The following is a 14,757-nucleotide window of genomic DNA, read 5'->3' as shown; positions in this document are numbered from 1 at the left end:
AAACAGACTGTATGAATTCAGTGGTTTTAGACTGTGTGACAGCAATCAGCAGCATAATAATACTCATACTGTGCCTTGCAGTCCTTCCGGCCATTTTCCCCGCGGCATACGCAACACTGGCTGCAATAGTCCTCTTTATATTATTTATGAGCGCAGGAGGGTATTACATCAGCAAAAACAATATCAGGACATAGACTTCAAACTGAAAGAATTAAAAAAACAGTTTTTTTATATATTTTTTGTGCCACTTTCGCACAGAGAGTCGTTTATTTACATGTTATATTTATCAATAAAGCACTAAATTCTATTTGGGGTTTATCTTAGTATTATTTGTTTTACCCATTTCTGTGTCTTTCAGGCTGTCTTTATCGCTTGAAATTTTGTCTTTAACAGAATGTTCTTTTTCCTGATTTTTTTTATCGAGGTGTTTTTTACGCAACTTATAGTAACTTAAAGGGTGAGCTATGCTTTTTCCTTTGCAGAGACTGTCAGGATTTACGCACAATCCATAAGTTTTCATTGTCGCACACCCGGGAGGAGTATACTCAGTACCGCTTCTTCCTGAAATATGTTCCACCTGGTAAAGGGTTTTCTCAACGTCAAAATCAGGTGCACGTGTGTACACCTCCACTATTCCTGTCGTATCCATCCCTATGGTATGCATAAACGCGGTAAGGGAGAACCTTGCCGTGTGAGGTATATTTGTCCCCGCCGATACGGCATTGATTATAGCCTTCATGCACGGGGGAAATGCACCCTCGTCAACCTCACCGAACTGTTCGACAAGTTTTTCCTGGTATACTCGTGAGATTTCCCCTGACGAGGATTCAAGGAGACTGCACAGACTTTCAGTCACAGGAAGAGGCAGCTGGCTGTGAAGAACCGAACGAATTCTCTCCTTTAAAAGTTCATCAGACTCATCCTTCTGTATAAAGACATAACCTTCGGATACGTCACGGTTTACAAGCTGCCACTTTGCATCACGCAGATTAGGGACAAGCTCCACATAATCGGAGACCCTGATTTTGTCTGCACCAAAGGTAATTCCGACACTTTTTGCAACATACTCTTTTTTCGGGTATTCCTCGGTCAGAAGAAAATATGAAGCACGTTCAGACTCATAACGGCAGAGTTTATCTACCATCTGCCGCTCTTTCATGCAGGACACAATAAGCCTTGACACCGCATATGAAAGGATTTCATCCTCGGGGTTATCCAGCCTTATTTCGTTGAATACAAAATCAGACTCCAGAGCCGCTTTTATACGGATTACAGCCCGTTCTCCAATCCTGCCGCCGAACCTGCTCTTTAAAAAAAGTTCTATTGAATCAGCCCTTTTGCCGACAAGGCTCTGTGCTTCCTTTAAAAATGGGTATTTTGCCAGATCTTTCTTGTCAAGTTCAACGAGCATAACTATTATAAGATAAATCAGTCTGCTTCTATACGTGGTGCAAGCAGATATTCGACTTTTCCGTTGCCATCTGCTATACTAAATGCAAATTTTACCGGGTGATCAACTCCGATCTGGATTTCAACCTCTTCAGCCCTGCTCATAACCCGGCCCATATCCTTCAGGTAATCAAGGGAAAACAGTGAACGCGCTTCTGCAGGTACAAATGACTTCAGATCGCTTCCACTGATTTCAAGATTGATATGATCGGTATCTCCGTCGGCCTCCATGTAAAAAGTACCTTTTTCAGGGTTTATACCGAATGCTATTTTATCGGAAACAAGAGACGCCGCCTTTATTGCGTCATTTAATTCAGAACCGGATATGACAACTTTCCCGGGCAGCTGTATTGTCGGCATGTTAGGATCTTTTCTGACCGTATTAACATCCAGAAGTGCCAGGGAATACTTGTACCCGCCGAATGCAAGTTCCATTTTATAGCCCCCTTCTGCCAGGTCAAGGGATATAGCATCTTCCTTTCCCATCATACCCACAATGTTCTTCATCTTGTTTACGTCAATTCCCACAACAGTCTCTGTTGCGGAATATTTTGAGAACGCACCTGATGAAAGCTCAATAGAGATCATTGCTACGTTTGCTGTGTCAACAGCACGGGCCATAAACCCTGCTTCACTTACATTCAGACGGCATTCCGTCACGATTGCCACTATAACGTCAACTGTTTCCTTAAAAATTTCAGTATTTATGGTTGCCTTCAACATTTATTTACCCCGTTTGAATTATAACATATAAATTGTTGGCTCTGCTTTAAAAACCTCTTTGGAATTTTACGTTAAGCCTGAAAACGGCTTTTTGTCTCTCTGAAGTTATGTCAGGATGCTTTTGCCCCTGCAATCACAACAATCAGGAGCAAATTGCATCGGTTGATCACAACTGATTATATATAACTCTATTATAAACTATTTAAGCGTAATTTGTTACGGCAGTTATTATTTATTAAACTCATAAGTTATATTTCATCAAAAGAGTAAATTATATACATAAGCAATTATCGGATAGTATTTTTTTCAAAATATTCAGTAAAAGTCTGCCATTGAAGTGGAAAATTGAAGAAAATTAAAAAAGGCATTTAATAGGGATAAATATGGGTTCACAATGGGGCGCAGATAAGTATTACCGGCAATCAAAGCGTGAAGGGTACAGGTCTCGTGCGGCATACAAGATTCTTGATATTCAAAAAAGATTTGGCGTAATAAGGGAAGATGACAATGTAGTTGATCTCGGAGCAGCGCCGGGGAGCTGGTCGCAGGCAATTCGCGATATGACCGACGGACAGGTAGTAGCAGTAGACCTCAACCAGATAGCACCGGTAGAAAACGTGATAACCATACGCGGGGACTTCACATCCGAAAAAACGCAGGCACAGGTATTGTCTTATGTTGACGTGGTCAATGTCGTAGTCTGCGATGCGGCTCCGAAACTGTCCGGGCAGAAGTCTTATGATCAGGCAAGGGCGATAGGCCTCTGTGAACAGGCTTTGTATTTTGCATGTCTTATATTAAAACCAGGCGGTAATTTTGTCGTTAAATCCTTTCAGGGTGAAATGTTTGCAGAACTTTTAAACACAACAAGAGACAACTTCTACGCAGTAAAGGTTTACAGGACAAAAGCCACCCGCAGAGGAAGCACAGAGGCTTATATCATTGCAAAAAACTTCAAAGGATTCTCAAATGTTTCTGACGGACAGTTATAACAGGCCTGTTACAAATATCAGAATCAGCCTGACTTCCAAATGCAATCTTGGATGCAGGTACTGCCACAGGGAAGGCGAGGTATCTCCCAAAGAAGAAATTTCTTTTGAAGATATAGCCGAGATACTAAAAACAGCTGCCAAATTCAATATGAAAAGTGTCAAATTTACCGGTGGCGAACCTACACTAAGAAAAGATATTATTGAAATTGTAAAAGCCGTTCCCACGTCAATGGAATCGTCCATGACAACAAACGGCACTCTTCTCTCCGGGATGGCATATGACCTCAAGGATGCCGGACTTTCAAGAGTAAACGTAAGTCTTGACAGCCTGAAACCTGAAAAATACAGGAAAATTACCGGAAAAGATTACCTTCAGAGGGTTATTGAAGGAATCGACACTTCTATAGAGGCAGGATTAACTCCGGTAAAACTGAACGTGGTAATACTAAGAGACTGTAATGACGATGAAATAGAAGACTTCATATCTTTTGTAAAAAATAAAAATGATATAATACTCCAGTTTATTGAGTATATGGATTTAAAATCCAAAGATAATGATAATGAAATGGATTCTATCGAAAAAGAGCTGAAAAAAAGGTCAAAAATAATTTACACAAGGCGTATGCACCACAGGAAAAAATACTGCATAGACGGCGCCGAAATAGAAGTCGTAAGACCTATGCACAACAATGAGTTCTGTGCTTTCTGCAACAGGCTGAGAGTTACGTCAGACGGGGAATTAAAACCGTGCCTTCTAAGACATGACAACCATATCGATATAAAAGGTAAACGCGGCGTTGAACTTGAAGAACTATTTAAACTTGCTGTAGGCAGAAGAGAACCTTTTTTCAGGTGACAGTCTTTTTTTTGCATATACTTGCAAATATTTTTCTGGGATATAAATCAATACCTAAACATGCTTCAGGAAAAAAACGAGTATCATCAGGTTCTGGACAATTTATATTCGAAATCACTTGTTCTTGAATCGGTTGGGGACTTCAACCAGGTACTGTATTTTTATTTCATGGATACACTTGCACATATTGACTTCTCCATATGCATACTTGCCTTCAATTATCACAATATAAGAAATAAAATGAATATGGAGTATATGCGGTGGAGAATTGAAGAAGAAAAAAAAGGTGACAGGGCACATTTCCCGGAATTCATAAACTGGCTTAAATCAAACCACAGGGACAAGTTCGATTCGCTGCCTTACCTTTGGAAATCAATATATGACAAATCAAATCGTGCGGAATACAGAAGCTTTAGGATTTCTACTGACCCCGACAGCAACCAGCCTACTCCGGCAGGCTCTTTTAACCAGTGGATAGAGGAGTTCTTTGATCAAAAACTGATTAAAAGCATATACAGGGAAGGTTCTCTTGATGTACTTTTCAGCGAGTTCCTAAAATCAAAAAATTAGACTATGAATGTTTCAGAAATATGTTCTGATCTTGTAAAGATCAGAAGTGAAAATCCCCCGGGAAAAACAGCAGAAGTTGCGGATTACATAGGGGATTTTCTTGAAAAAAAGGGTCTTAAGTATAAATCGACAGATGACGGTGCAGGAAGATGCAACATATATACAGATTATAAAAAAAGACCTCTCCTTTTTTCAGGTCACCTTGATGTCGTTCCTGCAATTGATGAAGGCTGGAACAAAAAACCATTTTCAGGAGAAATTTCCGGGGGTTTTGTATACGGCCGGGGTTCTACAGATATGAAAGGCGGCTGTGCTTCAATATTATATTCAATATCAAAAACCATCGAAGACGGGTTCGACCTTCCCTGTAACCTCTGTTTCGTCTGCGACGAGGAAAACGGAGGAAAAGCTGGCATACAGTTTCTTCTTGCAAAAAAGATAATTCATCCCTGCGACTGCATTATCGCAGAACCAACTCCTCACCTGAACCCTGCGATAGGGCAGAAGGGGCTTTTAAGAATGAAAATCAATTTCACCGGTGTTCCGGGTCACGGCTCCCTGTATCCTGCTGTAGGAGTCAGTGCTATAATGAATGCATCAAAATTTCTGGACTCTGTAAAACGCCTCTATTGCAAAACATTTTCATGCAGTCCTGATATTGAAGAGATAATTGCCAGATCTTCACGTGTACTTTCTAAGCTTTTCGGAATTTCCAACGCTGAAGAAGTGCTGAAAAAAGTTACGTATAATCCGGGGAAGATAACAGGCGGTGAAGAGATGAATATTACGGCACAGAAATGCACTCTTGAGCTTGAAACAAGAATTCCCTGGGGATGCAGCACCGGCTATGTAAAGAATGAACTTTATAAGAGCTGTCAGTCTTTTGAAATAAAGGTACATGAAGAATCCGACCCAAACATTACGCATCCGGATTCAAAACTGGTAAAAACTGTCTGCAGAGAGGTTGAAAGGGTTTACGAGAGTAAACCCTGCCCGATAGTCCAGTGGGCAGCCAGCGATGCAAGGTATCTTAGGAAAAGCGGTTTTAATGTCCTTGAATACGGGCCGGGAGATATCAAAACAATACATGGTATAAACGAGAAGGTATCTGCAGATGACCTTTTTAAGGCGACTGAAATCTATTCCGGCGTCCTGAAAAGCTACATGCAAGTAAAACTGTAATAAAGGTGTCACCTCCGTTACATTTTCTGCATAACTGTAGATAATAACGTTTTTTTTATGAAAAAATATTGTCTCTAAAAGACAATTCTCTTTTTAGAGAGATGACCAAAACCATGCAACTTTAAATTGATTTTAATAGTGTCTGACACCCTGAAGGTAAAATTTGGTATATAGACTTTCCACTGTCTGCACATTTGATTATATAAAGACATATCCTATGTATCACAGATAAGCCGTCTAAGAATATCAAAGACTTTTCAGTAATCATAATTTTATAAATCCTGACAAAAACATTGTTTCATGCTTTTTTCTCACAGAAAAATTAACAAAAAAAGCGCAGGCATGGACAATCTGCAATCAGAAAATCTGCATTGGTGACATGCTCTCTTTTTCGAAGGGCAGAAACATCTGGATACCATAATAAAATAAAATTTGAAGGTATTTTTTAAATTAAAAAGCATATTAATGTGATTTTTAGAGAAGGTTACTCCATGGTATTGTTTCAATTTTTTTTGAATGATTTTTAATTTTAAGAGCAGAAACAGGAGGATTTCTTAGATCCGGCCGCATATTGGATAAATGATTTTGATAGGCAAAATATTTATATATGGATAACGCGTACTGATTATCTATGGTAGACGTTAACACTGTTAACAAGCTGAGGCTTCCCCCATCAGCAAGGGTAGTTCTCCAGATTCTCGAAGATGGAAAACCAAAAACATTCAAGGATGTCACCAATGAAGCAGACATAGCACCAAGAACCATAAGGTACGCATTAAAGCGCCTTAAAGAGAGCGAACTCATAATCGAAAAGTTCAATTTCAAGGATGCCAGACAAGTATTATATCAGAAGCACATAATTCCAAAATCTGAAAATACCATGGAAATGGCAACAACATGAATACGTACCAATGTGATATAATGACCTGTGACGAGATTGCAAGAGTATATCTTCCACAGGTAAGGGCGGAACTGGTCTTTCGTCTGGTAACAGAGAGAGGCATATCACAGGTAAAGGTTTCAAAATGGATGGGGATCACAAGAGCGGCAGTATGTCAGTATATTAGCCGCAAAAGGGGTTTTGGGGATATTCAAATCTCTGATGAACTGAATGAAATTATCAATGCATGGGCAGACGGAGTAATCACAGGCGAAGGATCGGTTACAATCTGTGATCTGTGCCAGTGCATAACCAAGATAAAGAAAAACCAAAATACAGTCGTTAAAACTTCAGACAGAAGTTAATGCTCTTTTAATCAGACTAAAACCTGTGGAGTCAGGTCTTTTACAAAAATCATACCGCATCCGAGGCTACGATACTCTCCAATACCATCAAAAAGGGTTTTTCTTAGTTTTTCCGTATTATTCACCTTTAACAGTCCGGAGATTTCAACTGTATTGTATGCAGGTATTCTGATGCCGTCAGATATACACGATTTATGCTGCATAAAACCGTCGGCACGAAGGGAACCCTCAAGGGGCAAAAAACCGCACCGGTCTGAATTTTTCATAAGCCATTCTGCTACAGCGTCCTTTATTACATCTGAACTGTCACAAAATTCAATTTTTGAGAAAAGATTTTTCTTTCTCCTGCAAAGTGCATCCTGGACAAAATCATAACGGATTAAAAAATGTGATTCTCTCTGCATAATAACCGGGCACAGGCGCAGAGAAAAATTATAAATATCCCCGCATTCAGGAGAAGGGTTATAGACTTCAGAAAATATATGCCAGTTTTCTGATTCGTCTCCCGGAATTGATTCAGACACAGAAACAAAGGACGGATAACAAGACCCAAATTCCTGGCGGAATATAAAACGAGTTTCAGAATTCTCTTTTTTCATGAAAAGCTGCTTGAACAGCCAGCAAAGGGAATATTCGTCCTTTGTCTGCTCCCAGAATTGTTTGTCATTTCTTGCTTTATGCGACATCTTAATTCTGCTGAAGTACATGACCTACACCCACGCTTCTGAATTAACAGGCAATAATCTATGTATTAGTCATTTTAATAAATATTTCGCTTTATATATAATATATAGTTATGGAGAAAACAAAGAAGTTATCTATATTCAGGAAAATATTCTCATATAATGCCTTCATTTATCAATATAAACTTTTACTCAGGCATAATGACCAAACCAGAGGCAGATGACAGTATTGATACATTTATCTTAAATAATTTTGAATATTTACACACAAAATTTAAATTTCCACGTATATTGGAGAGATTACAATGGTTGAAAATAAACAGGGTTCTGAATGCGACGGAAACTGCAGCGGATGTGCATCTGCGGCATCCTGCAATGACCCTAAAAAAGCAAACTCAGGTCTTCCGCCAAAGATTGACATGGACGTAAAGCACGTAATACTGGTTTTAAGCGGCAAAGGCGGTGTGGGCAAGAGCACAGTTGCGACAAATCTTGCAATGTCACTTGCAAACAAAGGCTATAAAACCGGTATTGCAGATGTTGATATCCACGGCCCCAATATTCCAAAAATGCTTGGCATTGAAGATGAAAAACTTTCATCAATGGACGGAAAGCACATTGAGCCTGTAATGGTTACGGGAAACCTCAGTGTCGTTTCAATGGCTTTTCTTCTGCCTGACAAAACAAGCCCTGTCATATGGAGAGGCGCCATGAAGAATACCGCAATCAGGCAGTTTCTTGAAGATGTAAACTGGGGGTCTTTAGACTTTCTGGTAGTTGACCTCCCTCCGGGAACAGGAGACGAAGCACTTTCTGTTGCACAGCTTGCTCCAAATATCGCAGGAGCAGTTATTGTGACAACACCACAGGAAGTTGCAATCCTTGACTCATCAAAGTCGGTTATGTTCGTAGAAAAACTGGGTATTAAAGTTCTGGGCATCATAGAAAACATGAGCGGCTACGTGTGCCCGCACTGTGGTGAAAAGATAGACCTCTTCGGTGCAGGCGGGGGAAAGAAAGCCGCAAAAGAACTTAAAGTTCCCTTCCTCGGCGCCATACCCATGGACCCTGACCTTAGAAAGTCAGGCGACGAAGGAAGGCCTTTTATCGTCCGCCACGACGGTACAGAACAGAACAAGGCTACATGGGAGCACGTCGAAAAAGTAATGGAAAACATACTGGAAGAAATAAAGGAAGAAGACAATTAATCCGACTAGGATTAATTGACAAATCTTTTTTACGGAATACAATAACTGCATACACAGTCAATCATTAATAAAAACAAGTGATTAATAATTACTGATACACTCTTTTGGAAAAGAGATTTTTATCGTTAATGGAAGTTAATTTTACACACAATTCAAAGGTAAATAAGATGAAAATAGGCATAGTTGGTGGTACGGGCCACATCGGGCAGGGGCTTGCATGTCGTCTCTCACATAATCATGAAATTATCCTTGGATCAAGGGAAAAGGATAAAGCATCGGAGGCCGGGGAATGCATAATAAATGCTCTGAATGAAAAAGGAATCAAATCCAAATGCACAGGGGCTACAAACCAGGAGGCTGTGGATGAAGGCGATATTGTAGTGCTTTCTGTAAATTATAAGTACCTTAAAGCAACTCTTGAGCCCCTAAAAGGGTTTGAGGACAAAATTGTAATAAGTCCAATAAATCCGATAGGGAAAGGTGATTACTTCTACTATGACCCTCCAAAGGAAGGGTCAGCAGCACTTGCAGTAAAAAGTCTTCTCCCAAAAAGTGCGAAGGTTGTTTCGGCATTCAACAACATATCAGCAAATAAATGGAAGCACATTGACGAGGAATTAAACTATTCGGTCGCCGTGTGCAGCGACGACGAAGATGCAAAAAAACAGGTAATGAATCTTGTAAATGAAGTTTCAAAGTTAAAGGCAATTGATGCCGGGCCACTTGCAATGTCATCTGTTGTAGAAAGTATTACACCGCTTATATTCAATATTGCAAAATACAATGACATGAAGGATGTAGGAGTAAAATTCATCTGAAAAAAATTTCCTGCATCATAAACAGACATTAAGAGATTCTGACCATTCGCAATATATTAAATTATTTTTTAACTGAAAACTGCTTTTTTATGAAATATTAACGGAATAACCCAAAAAAATAAATTTTTTCCCTTTTTTAATAAAAAGCGATAAAAAAGATCCAACCCGGCATGTAAACTCTTTGAAGATCAGTTCATTATTGATTTTACATAGATTCTATAGTGTATATAGCAAAGATTATACCATTTAAGAAAGAAGTTGAATGTAAGCATTGAAAAATGCAACGATAATTCATACTACCTGACGATTTAAGCTTTTTAGGTGAAATCCTGCGTCAGCAGAATTATCAGTTATAGATTTTATTCTGCAGTCATGCTGCATGAATTCAAAAGGAGGAAAACTATTGGTTAATTTAAGGACTCCAAATTCGGATGAGGCTGTTCATACCCAGACCCGCTCAAAGGACGTTGTTCCAATGTCCGGAATGTGTTCAAGATGTGTCGACGGATGCAAAGGAAACTGTGATATCTGGCTGTCCTCTTTCAGGGGAAGGGAGGTATTATACCCCGGACCTTTCGGAGAAATTACGGCCGGTGCAGATAAAGATTACCCTGTCGACTACTCGCACCTCAATATACACGGGTACGCCGTTGGTGCAAAAGGTCTGATGAAAGGTATTTCAGGAAATCCTGATACAGCAGTATTTGACGACGTTGATACAACGACAGAATACGGGTGGGATATTAAAGTCCCTATGAAAGTTCCTATATTTACGGGAGCACTTGGTTCAACTGAAATTGCAAGAGCAAACTGGGAGCACTTTGCTGTAGGAGCAGCAATATCAGGTATTACTCTTGTATGCGGTGAAAATGTATGCGGCGTTGACCCGGACCTTAAACTTGACAGTAAAGGAAAAGTTATAGAATCTCCCGAGATGGACAGAAGAATAAATACCTATAAAAAATTTCACGACGGTTACGGTGAGATCCTCGTCCAGATGAATGTTGAAGATACAAGGCTTGGAACTGCGGAATACGTATCAGAAAAGCACAACCTCGAGACTTTGGAACTCAAATGGGGCCAGGGAGCAAAGTGCATAGGCGGTGAGATAAAAGTTAAAAACCTGGACCGTGCACTTGAACTTAAAAAAAGAGGCTATATAGTACTTCCTGACCCTACAAGACATGACGTTCAGGAAGCATACAAAAACGGTGCAATCAAAGAATTTGAACGCCATTCACGCCTGGGGTTTGTTACAAAAGAAGGATTCCTCGAAGAGGTGGACCGCCTGCGTGACATAGGATTCAAACGCATCACCCTGAAAACGGGGGCATATTCCATGAAAGAACTTGCCATGGCGATGAGATACTCTTCCGAAGCAAAAATAGACCTTCTGACTATTGACGGTGCTCCGGGAGGGACAGGCATGAGCCCGTGGCCTATGATGAACGAATGGGGTATACCGACATTCTATCTTCAGTCCCTTGCATACGATTTTGCAGGAAAACTTGAAAACAAAGGAATGCGTGTCCCTGACCTTGCTATAGCCGGCGGATTTGCGGATGAGGCAAACGCATTCAAGGCGCTTTGCATGGGTGCACCGTACTTCAAAGCTGTATGCATGGGCCGTGCACTGATGATACCAGGCATGGTAGGAAAGAACATTCAGAAATGGCTGGACTCGGACAACCTTCCGAAAACTGTTTCCAAATACGGAAAATCCGTTGAAGAGATATTTGTTTCATACGAAGAGCTGAAGGAAAAATACGGCGAAGGAATAAAGGATATTCCTCTCGGGGCAATAGCCATTTACACATATACCCAGCGCTTCAGGACCGGAATGCAGCAGATTATGGCAGGGAGCAGAAACTTCAGCCTCTCGTCAATATCAAGAGACGACCTGATGGCCCTTACAAAAGACGCCTCAGAAGTCTCGGGCATCCCGTATGTCATGGATTCATACAAAAACGAAGCCCTGGACATTCTTCTTGAATAAACTCCTCTTTTTTCACAGGTATTAATACCTTTAAGGTCATAATATAGAATAAACAAACCGTTAACAACTGTTTTTTTATGTTTCTGCCGACGACAAAAGAGGATCTCAACAAAAGGGGCTGGGACTGCTGCGATGTCATAATAGTAACTCCTGATGCATATGCAGACCACCCGTCATTTGCAATGTCAATTCTGGGAAGATTTCTTGAGAAAAACGGGTACAAAACAGGGATTATCTCGCAACCGAAATGGAAAGACCCTAAAAGTTTTATGAAACTCGGAATACCAAAAATCGCATTCGCAGTCTCCGGCGGCCAGATGGACTCGATGGTCCTCAACTATACTTCGGCCAGAATTCCAAGAAAAGAAGACCTCTTCTGCGAAAACAAAAATCCGTATTTTTCCAGCATAGGCGATAAGAAAAAATACAGGATAAGACCTGACAGGTGCATAAACGTTTACTGCAGCCAGATAAAAGCGGCCTGCAAAGACAAACCGGTTATAATCGGCGGAATAGAAGCATCTCTGAGAAGAATCGCCCATTACGACTTCTGGTCAGACAAAATCAAAAGGAGCATCCTTTTCGACGCAAAGGCGGACATTCTCATATACGGAATGGGGGAATATCCGCTTTTAAATGTAGTCCGGGCACTTGAAAGAGGAGAATCACCGGAGAACATAAAAACGGAAAGCACTGCTGTTATCAGAAAAGATATATCGGACCTTAAGGGTTATGTCCTTCTCCCATCATTTAAAGAAGTCTCGGAGGACAGGGAATCTTTTGCACGGGCCCACATCCTGTTTGAGGACAACGACAACAAAAAAACGGTCGTCCAGAAGCAGGACTCAAGGTACCTTGTCCAGTACCCGGGAATGGAGATTACACAGGACCAGCTGGACTATATTTATGATACGGATTTCGAGAGAAAAATCCACCCCGATTTTAAAAATGTCCCTGCATTTGACATGATAAAAACATCCGTGACATCCCACAGGGGATGCTATGGGGACTGCTCGTTCTGCGCAATCGCAAACCACCAGGGAAAAAAAGTCGTCTCAAGAAGCAAACAGTCCATATTAAACGAGATAAGGGTTATAGCGTCAAAAAAAGACTTTCCAGGAACAATTACCGATATCGGCGGCCCTACAGCGAACATGTATGCATCTGGCTGCAGAATCGGAGGATGCGAAACCAATGACTGCCTGAAGGGCCCGAAAGGATGCAGGAATTTCATTCCCGGAAACAGGGAATACCTTGACCTGTTATCAGAGGCCAAAAAAATTGACAATGTAAAGAATATTCAGATTAACTCAGGCCTAAGATTTGATTCATGCATAATGGACGATAATTTTCTAAGAGAGATTTTAAGGCATTATATATCCGGCCAGATGAAAATAGCTCCTGAATCAGGGTCTGATCCGGTTCTTCATTATATGAACAAACCTGACACAAAGGTTTTTGAATCCTTCATAAAAAAATTTGAGAGAATTAAAAAAGAAGAGGGTATTAAAAAATATATCATCCCTTACATTATTACAGGACACCCGGGAGAAGGTGAAAAAGAGCTGAAGCAGACAAGAGACCTACTGAGAAAAAACAGACTTTCAGGAAAGCAGTTCCAGATATTCACCCCTACTCCCATGACACGGTCTGCCGCGATGTATTACCTCGGGTACGACCCACGCACCGGAGAAAAAATAGGGGTTGAAAAGGACGTAAAAACCCTCAGGAAAAGAAAAGACGTGCTTATGTCCTGACTGCCCCAAACCTTTGGAACACATAAAAAAAATTTATAAACTATCATGAAACTCGGAGTCCTGTTTTCAGGCGGCAAGGATTCGGCGTATTCCTGCTGCATGGCAATGAAAAAAGAGGAGGTCGTATGCCTGATATCGCTGCTTTCGAAAAACATGGAGAGCTATATGTTTCATACGCCAAACATAAACCTAGCTTCACTCCAGTCGAAGGCATGTGAAATCCCGCTTCTGGAATACGAAACAAAAGGTGAAAAGGAGATCGAACTAAAAGACCTGGACGCGGCAGTCTGTCTTGCCAAAAAGAAATACGGGATTGAAGGAATAGTTACAGGCGCTGTTATGTCCGTGTACCAGGCATCAAGGATTCAGAAGATCTGCCTTGAAAATAACCTGTGGTGCTTTAACCCCCTGTGGTACGCTGACCAGGCCGGTTACATGGACAGCATCCTGAAATCAGGGTTTGAAGTGATAATATCCGGCGTGTTTTCCGCTCCCTTCGACGAATCGTGGCTTGGAAAAAAAATTGACAGAGAAGCTCTTTTGAAACTGCACAAATTCTCGGAAAAATACATAATTACACTCACGGGGGAGGGCGGCGAATACGAGACCTTCGTCTGTGACGCTCCTTTCTTTAAAAAAAGGATTGTAATTGACGAATACGAAGTGTCATACAAAAACTACAACGGCACTTTTTCGATTAAAAAAGCTCACCTGGAGAATAAATGATACTTCTCTGCGACCTCTGCTACAAACCCGGCTCACTTTCATACTACGAGTTCATAAAACCAATGGAGAGAATAGTAAAGACTTTCGGAAAGGAGTACAGGGTTGTCCATTACACCAAGATAGATTATTCTGAAATCACAGACTTTGACGCAGTTATCCTGTGCGGGACCACGCTTATGGATAACGAATTCCTCAAATCCGCTTCTCTCTTTGAATTCATAAAGGAAACCACAGTTCCTGTCCTTGGGATATGTGCCGGAATCCAGATAATTGCAAAGATTTTCGGCGGAAAAATAATTCCGGACAAAAAAATTGGGATGACAACGGTGAAAAAAATACGCGACAACCCGATTCTAAAAGGCATGGATGAATTTGAAGCGTATGAACTTCACCTTAATTCCGTTGAAATGCCTGAATGCTTTGATACAATTGCAGAATCCGGCTCAGGGGTCCAGGTGGCTTCACACAGTCAAAAACCTGTTTATGGTATTGTCTTTCACCCCGAAGTAAGAAATGAACAGGTAGTCCGTAATTTTTTAGAAATCGCCTGAA

Annotated in this window: 16 protein-coding genes; 13 read left to right on the top strand and 3 right to left on the bottom strand. The window is 40.8% G+C overall.

The window, feature by feature from the left end:
- The first annotated feature begins 11 nt into the window (after positions 1 to 11).
- A complete protein-coding gene (locus J2128_RS02395) occupies positions 12 to 194 on the top strand; it encodes a hypothetical protein (protein ID WP_209689329.1) in 183 nt (60 codons plus the stop codon).
- 110 nt (positions 195 to 304) lie between these two features.
- On the opposite strand, the gene J2128_RS02390 is transcribed toward J2128_RS02395, so the two are convergent.
- Together J2128_RS02390 and J2128_RS02385 are read right to left on the bottom strand one after the other, a co-directional pair.
- Positions 305 to 1,411, bottom strand: a complete 1,107-nt coding sequence (locus J2128_RS02390; RefSeq protein ID WP_209689327.1) for a DNA primase large subunit PriL — start codon at positions 1,409 to 1,411, stop codon at positions 305 to 307.
- Between the two features lie 17 nt (positions 1,412 to 1,428).
- Positions 1,429 to 2,172, bottom strand: a complete 744-nt coding sequence (locus J2128_RS02385; RefSeq protein ID WP_209689325.1) for a DNA polymerase sliding clamp — start codon at positions 2,170 to 2,172, stop codon at positions 1,429 to 1,431.
- Between the two features lie 383 nt (positions 2,173 to 2,555).
- On the opposite strand from J2128_RS02385, the gene J2128_RS02380 reads away from it, so the two are divergent.
- The 6 genes from J2128_RS02380 (at position 2,556) to J2128_RS02355 (ending at position 7,017) form a co-directional block, all read left to right on the top strand.
- Complete coding sequence (locus tag J2128_RS02380) at positions 2,556 to 3,164, top strand: RlmE family RNA methyltransferase (protein ID WP_209689324.1); 609 nt, start codon at positions 2,556 to 2,558, stop codon at positions 3,162 to 3,164.
- On the top strand, positions 3,142 to 4,020 hold the full coding sequence (moaA, locus tag J2128_RS02375; protein ID WP_209689322.1) for a GTP 3',8-cyclase MoaA: 879 nt from the start codon (positions 3,142 to 3,144) through the stop codon (positions 4,018 to 4,020). The genes J2128_RS02380 and moaA overlap by 23 nt, the downstream gene beginning before the upstream one ends.
- A gap of 60 nt (positions 4,021 to 4,080) precedes the next feature.
- Entirely contained in the window at positions 4,081 to 4,590 is a 510-nt protein-coding gene (locus J2128_RS02370; RefSeq protein WP_209689321.1) for a hypothetical protein, read from the top strand.
- Between the two features lie 3 nt (positions 4,591 to 4,593).
- Positions 4,594 to 5,772: a M20/M25/M40 family metallo-hydrolase gene (locus J2128_RS02365; protein WP_209689320.1), complete on the top strand. Its 1,179-nt coding sequence runs from the start codon at positions 4,594 to 4,596 to the stop codon at positions 5,770 to 5,772.
- A 631-nt stretch (positions 5,773 to 6,403) separates the two neighbouring features.
- Positions 6,404 to 6,673 (top strand): helix-turn-helix transcriptional regulator, encoded by a 270-nt coding sequence (locus tag J2128_RS02360; RefSeq protein WP_209689319.1) that lies wholly within the window; start codon positions 6,404 to 6,406, stop codon positions 6,671 to 6,673.
- Positions 6,670 to 7,017, top strand: a complete 348-nt coding sequence (locus tag J2128_RS02355; RefSeq protein WP_209689318.1) for a transcriptional regulator — start codon at positions 6,670 to 6,672, stop codon at positions 7,015 to 7,017. Before J2128_RS02360 ends, J2128_RS02355 begins: the two co-directional genes overlap by 4 nt.
- 11 nt (positions 7,018 to 7,028) lie before the next feature.
- Here the strand turns inward: J2128_RS02355 and cas6e are convergent, their stop codons facing one another.
- Positions 7,029 to 7,724, bottom strand: coding sequence for a type I-E CRISPR-associated protein Cas6/Cse3/CasE (gene cas6e / locus J2128_RS02350; protein ID WP_209689317.1), 696 nt, complete (start codon positions 7,722 to 7,724; stop codon positions 7,029 to 7,031).
- Positions 7,725 to 8,005: 281 nt separating this feature from the next.
- Here cas6e and J2128_RS02345 point away from each other — a divergent pair, with 281 nt between their 5' ends.
- The 6 genes from J2128_RS02345 to J2128_RS02320 all read left to right on the top strand — a co-directional run bounded on the left by J2128_RS02345 (position 8,006) and on the right by J2128_RS02320 (position 14,756).
- Positions 8,006 to 8,908, top strand: a complete 903-nt coding sequence (locus J2128_RS02345; protein ID WP_209689316.1) for an Mrp/NBP35 family ATP-binding protein — start codon at positions 8,006 to 8,008, stop codon at positions 8,906 to 8,908.
- A gap of 167 nt (positions 8,909 to 9,075) precedes the next feature.
- The gene (gene npdG, locus J2128_RS02340; protein ID WP_209689314.1) at positions 9,076 to 9,726 is read left to right on the top strand and encodes an NADPH-dependent F420 reductase; all 651 of its coding nucleotides are present in this window, start codon (positions 9,076 to 9,078) and stop codon (positions 9,724 to 9,726) included.
- A gap of 403 nt (positions 9,727 to 10,129) precedes the next feature.
- Positions 10,130 to 11,722 (top strand): FMN-binding glutamate synthase family protein, encoded by a 1,593-nt coding sequence (locus J2128_RS02335; RefSeq protein WP_245323271.1) that lies wholly within the window; start codon positions 10,130 to 10,132, stop codon positions 11,720 to 11,722.
- A gap of 77 nt (positions 11,723 to 11,799) precedes the next feature.
- On the top strand, positions 11,800 to 13,479 hold the full coding sequence (locus J2128_RS02330) for a YgiQ family radical SAM protein (RefSeq protein WP_209689310.1): 1,680 nt from the start codon (positions 11,800 to 11,802) through the stop codon (positions 13,477 to 13,479).
- A 45-nt stretch (positions 13,480 to 13,524) separates the two neighbouring features.
- Positions 13,525 to 14,205, top strand: a complete 681-nt coding sequence (locus tag J2128_RS02325; RefSeq protein WP_209689308.1) for a diphthine--ammonia ligase — start codon at positions 13,525 to 13,527, stop codon at positions 14,203 to 14,205.
- On the top strand, positions 14,202 to 14,756 hold the full coding sequence (locus tag J2128_RS02320; protein WP_209689306.1) for a gamma-glutamyl-gamma-aminobutyrate hydrolase family protein: 555 nt from the start codon (positions 14,202 to 14,204) through the stop codon (positions 14,754 to 14,756). Before J2128_RS02325 ends, J2128_RS02320 begins: the two co-directional genes overlap by 4 nt.
- Position 14,757 lies beyond the last annotated feature (1 nt).

Source organism: Methanomicrobium sp. W14 (assembly GCF_017875315.1).
In the GTDB taxonomy this organism is placed as follows: domain Archaea; phylum Halobacteriota; class Methanomicrobia; order Methanomicrobiales; family Methanomicrobiaceae; genus Methanomicrobium.
The sequence above is the reverse complement of the archived record's forward strand: the minus strand, read 5'-3'. Positions and strand labels throughout refer to the sequence as shown.

Excerpts from the sequence above, each read along its gene's own strand:
- npdG (WP_209689314.1), top strand. The coding sequence starts at position 9,076 with ATGAAAATAGGCATAGTTGGTGGTACGGGCCACATCGGGCAGGGGCTT.
- J2128_RS02390 (WP_209689327.1), bottom strand. The coding sequence starts at position 1,411 with ATGCTCGTTGAACTTGACAAGAAAGATCTGGCAAAATACCCATTTTTA.
- J2128_RS02380 (WP_209689324.1), top strand. The coding sequence starts at position 2,556 with ATGGGTTCACAATGGGGCGCAGATAAGTATTACCGGCAATCAAAGCGT.
- J2128_RS02370 (WP_209689321.1), top strand. The coding sequence starts at position 4,081 with ATGCTTCAGGAAAAAAACGAGTATCATCAGGTTCTGGACAATTTATAT.
- J2128_RS02325 (WP_209689308.1), top strand. The coding sequence starts at position 13,525 with ATGAAACTCGGAGTCCTGTTTTCAGGCGGCAAGGATTCGGCGTATTCC.
- moaA (WP_209689322.1), top strand. The coding sequence starts at position 3,142 with ATGTTTCTGACGGACAGTTATAACAGGCCTGTTACAAATATCAGAATC.
- J2128_RS02360 (WP_209689319.1), top strand. The coding sequence starts at position 6,404 with ATGGTAGACGTTAACACTGTTAACAAGCTGAGGCTTCCCCCATCAGCA.
- J2128_RS02385 (WP_209689325.1), bottom strand. The coding sequence starts at position 2,172 with ATGTTGAAGGCAACCATAAATACTGAAATTTTTAAGGAAACAGTTGAC.
- J2128_RS02395 (WP_209689329.1), top strand. The coding sequence starts at position 12 with ATGAATTCAGTGGTTTTAGACTGTGTGACAGCAATCAGCAGCATAATA.
- J2128_RS02355 (WP_209689318.1), top strand. The coding sequence starts at position 6,670 with ATGAATACGTACCAATGTGATATAATGACCTGTGACGAGATTGCAAGA.
- cas6e (WP_209689317.1), bottom strand. The coding sequence starts at position 7,724 with ATGTACTTCAGCAGAATTAAGATGTCGCATAAAGCAAGAAATGACAAA.
- J2128_RS02330 (WP_209689310.1), top strand. The coding sequence starts at position 11,800 with ATGTTTCTGCCGACGACAAAAGAGGATCTCAACAAAAGGGGCTGGGAC.
- J2128_RS02345 (WP_209689316.1), top strand. The coding sequence starts at position 8,006 with ATGGTTGAAAATAAACAGGGTTCTGAATGCGACGGAAACTGCAGCGGA.
- J2128_RS02320 (WP_209689306.1), top strand. The coding sequence starts at position 14,202 with ATGATACTTCTCTGCGACCTCTGCTACAAACCCGGCTCACTTTCATAC.
- J2128_RS02365 (WP_209689320.1), top strand. The coding sequence starts at position 4,594 with ATGAATGTTTCAGAAATATGTTCTGATCTTGTAAAGATCAGAAGTGAA.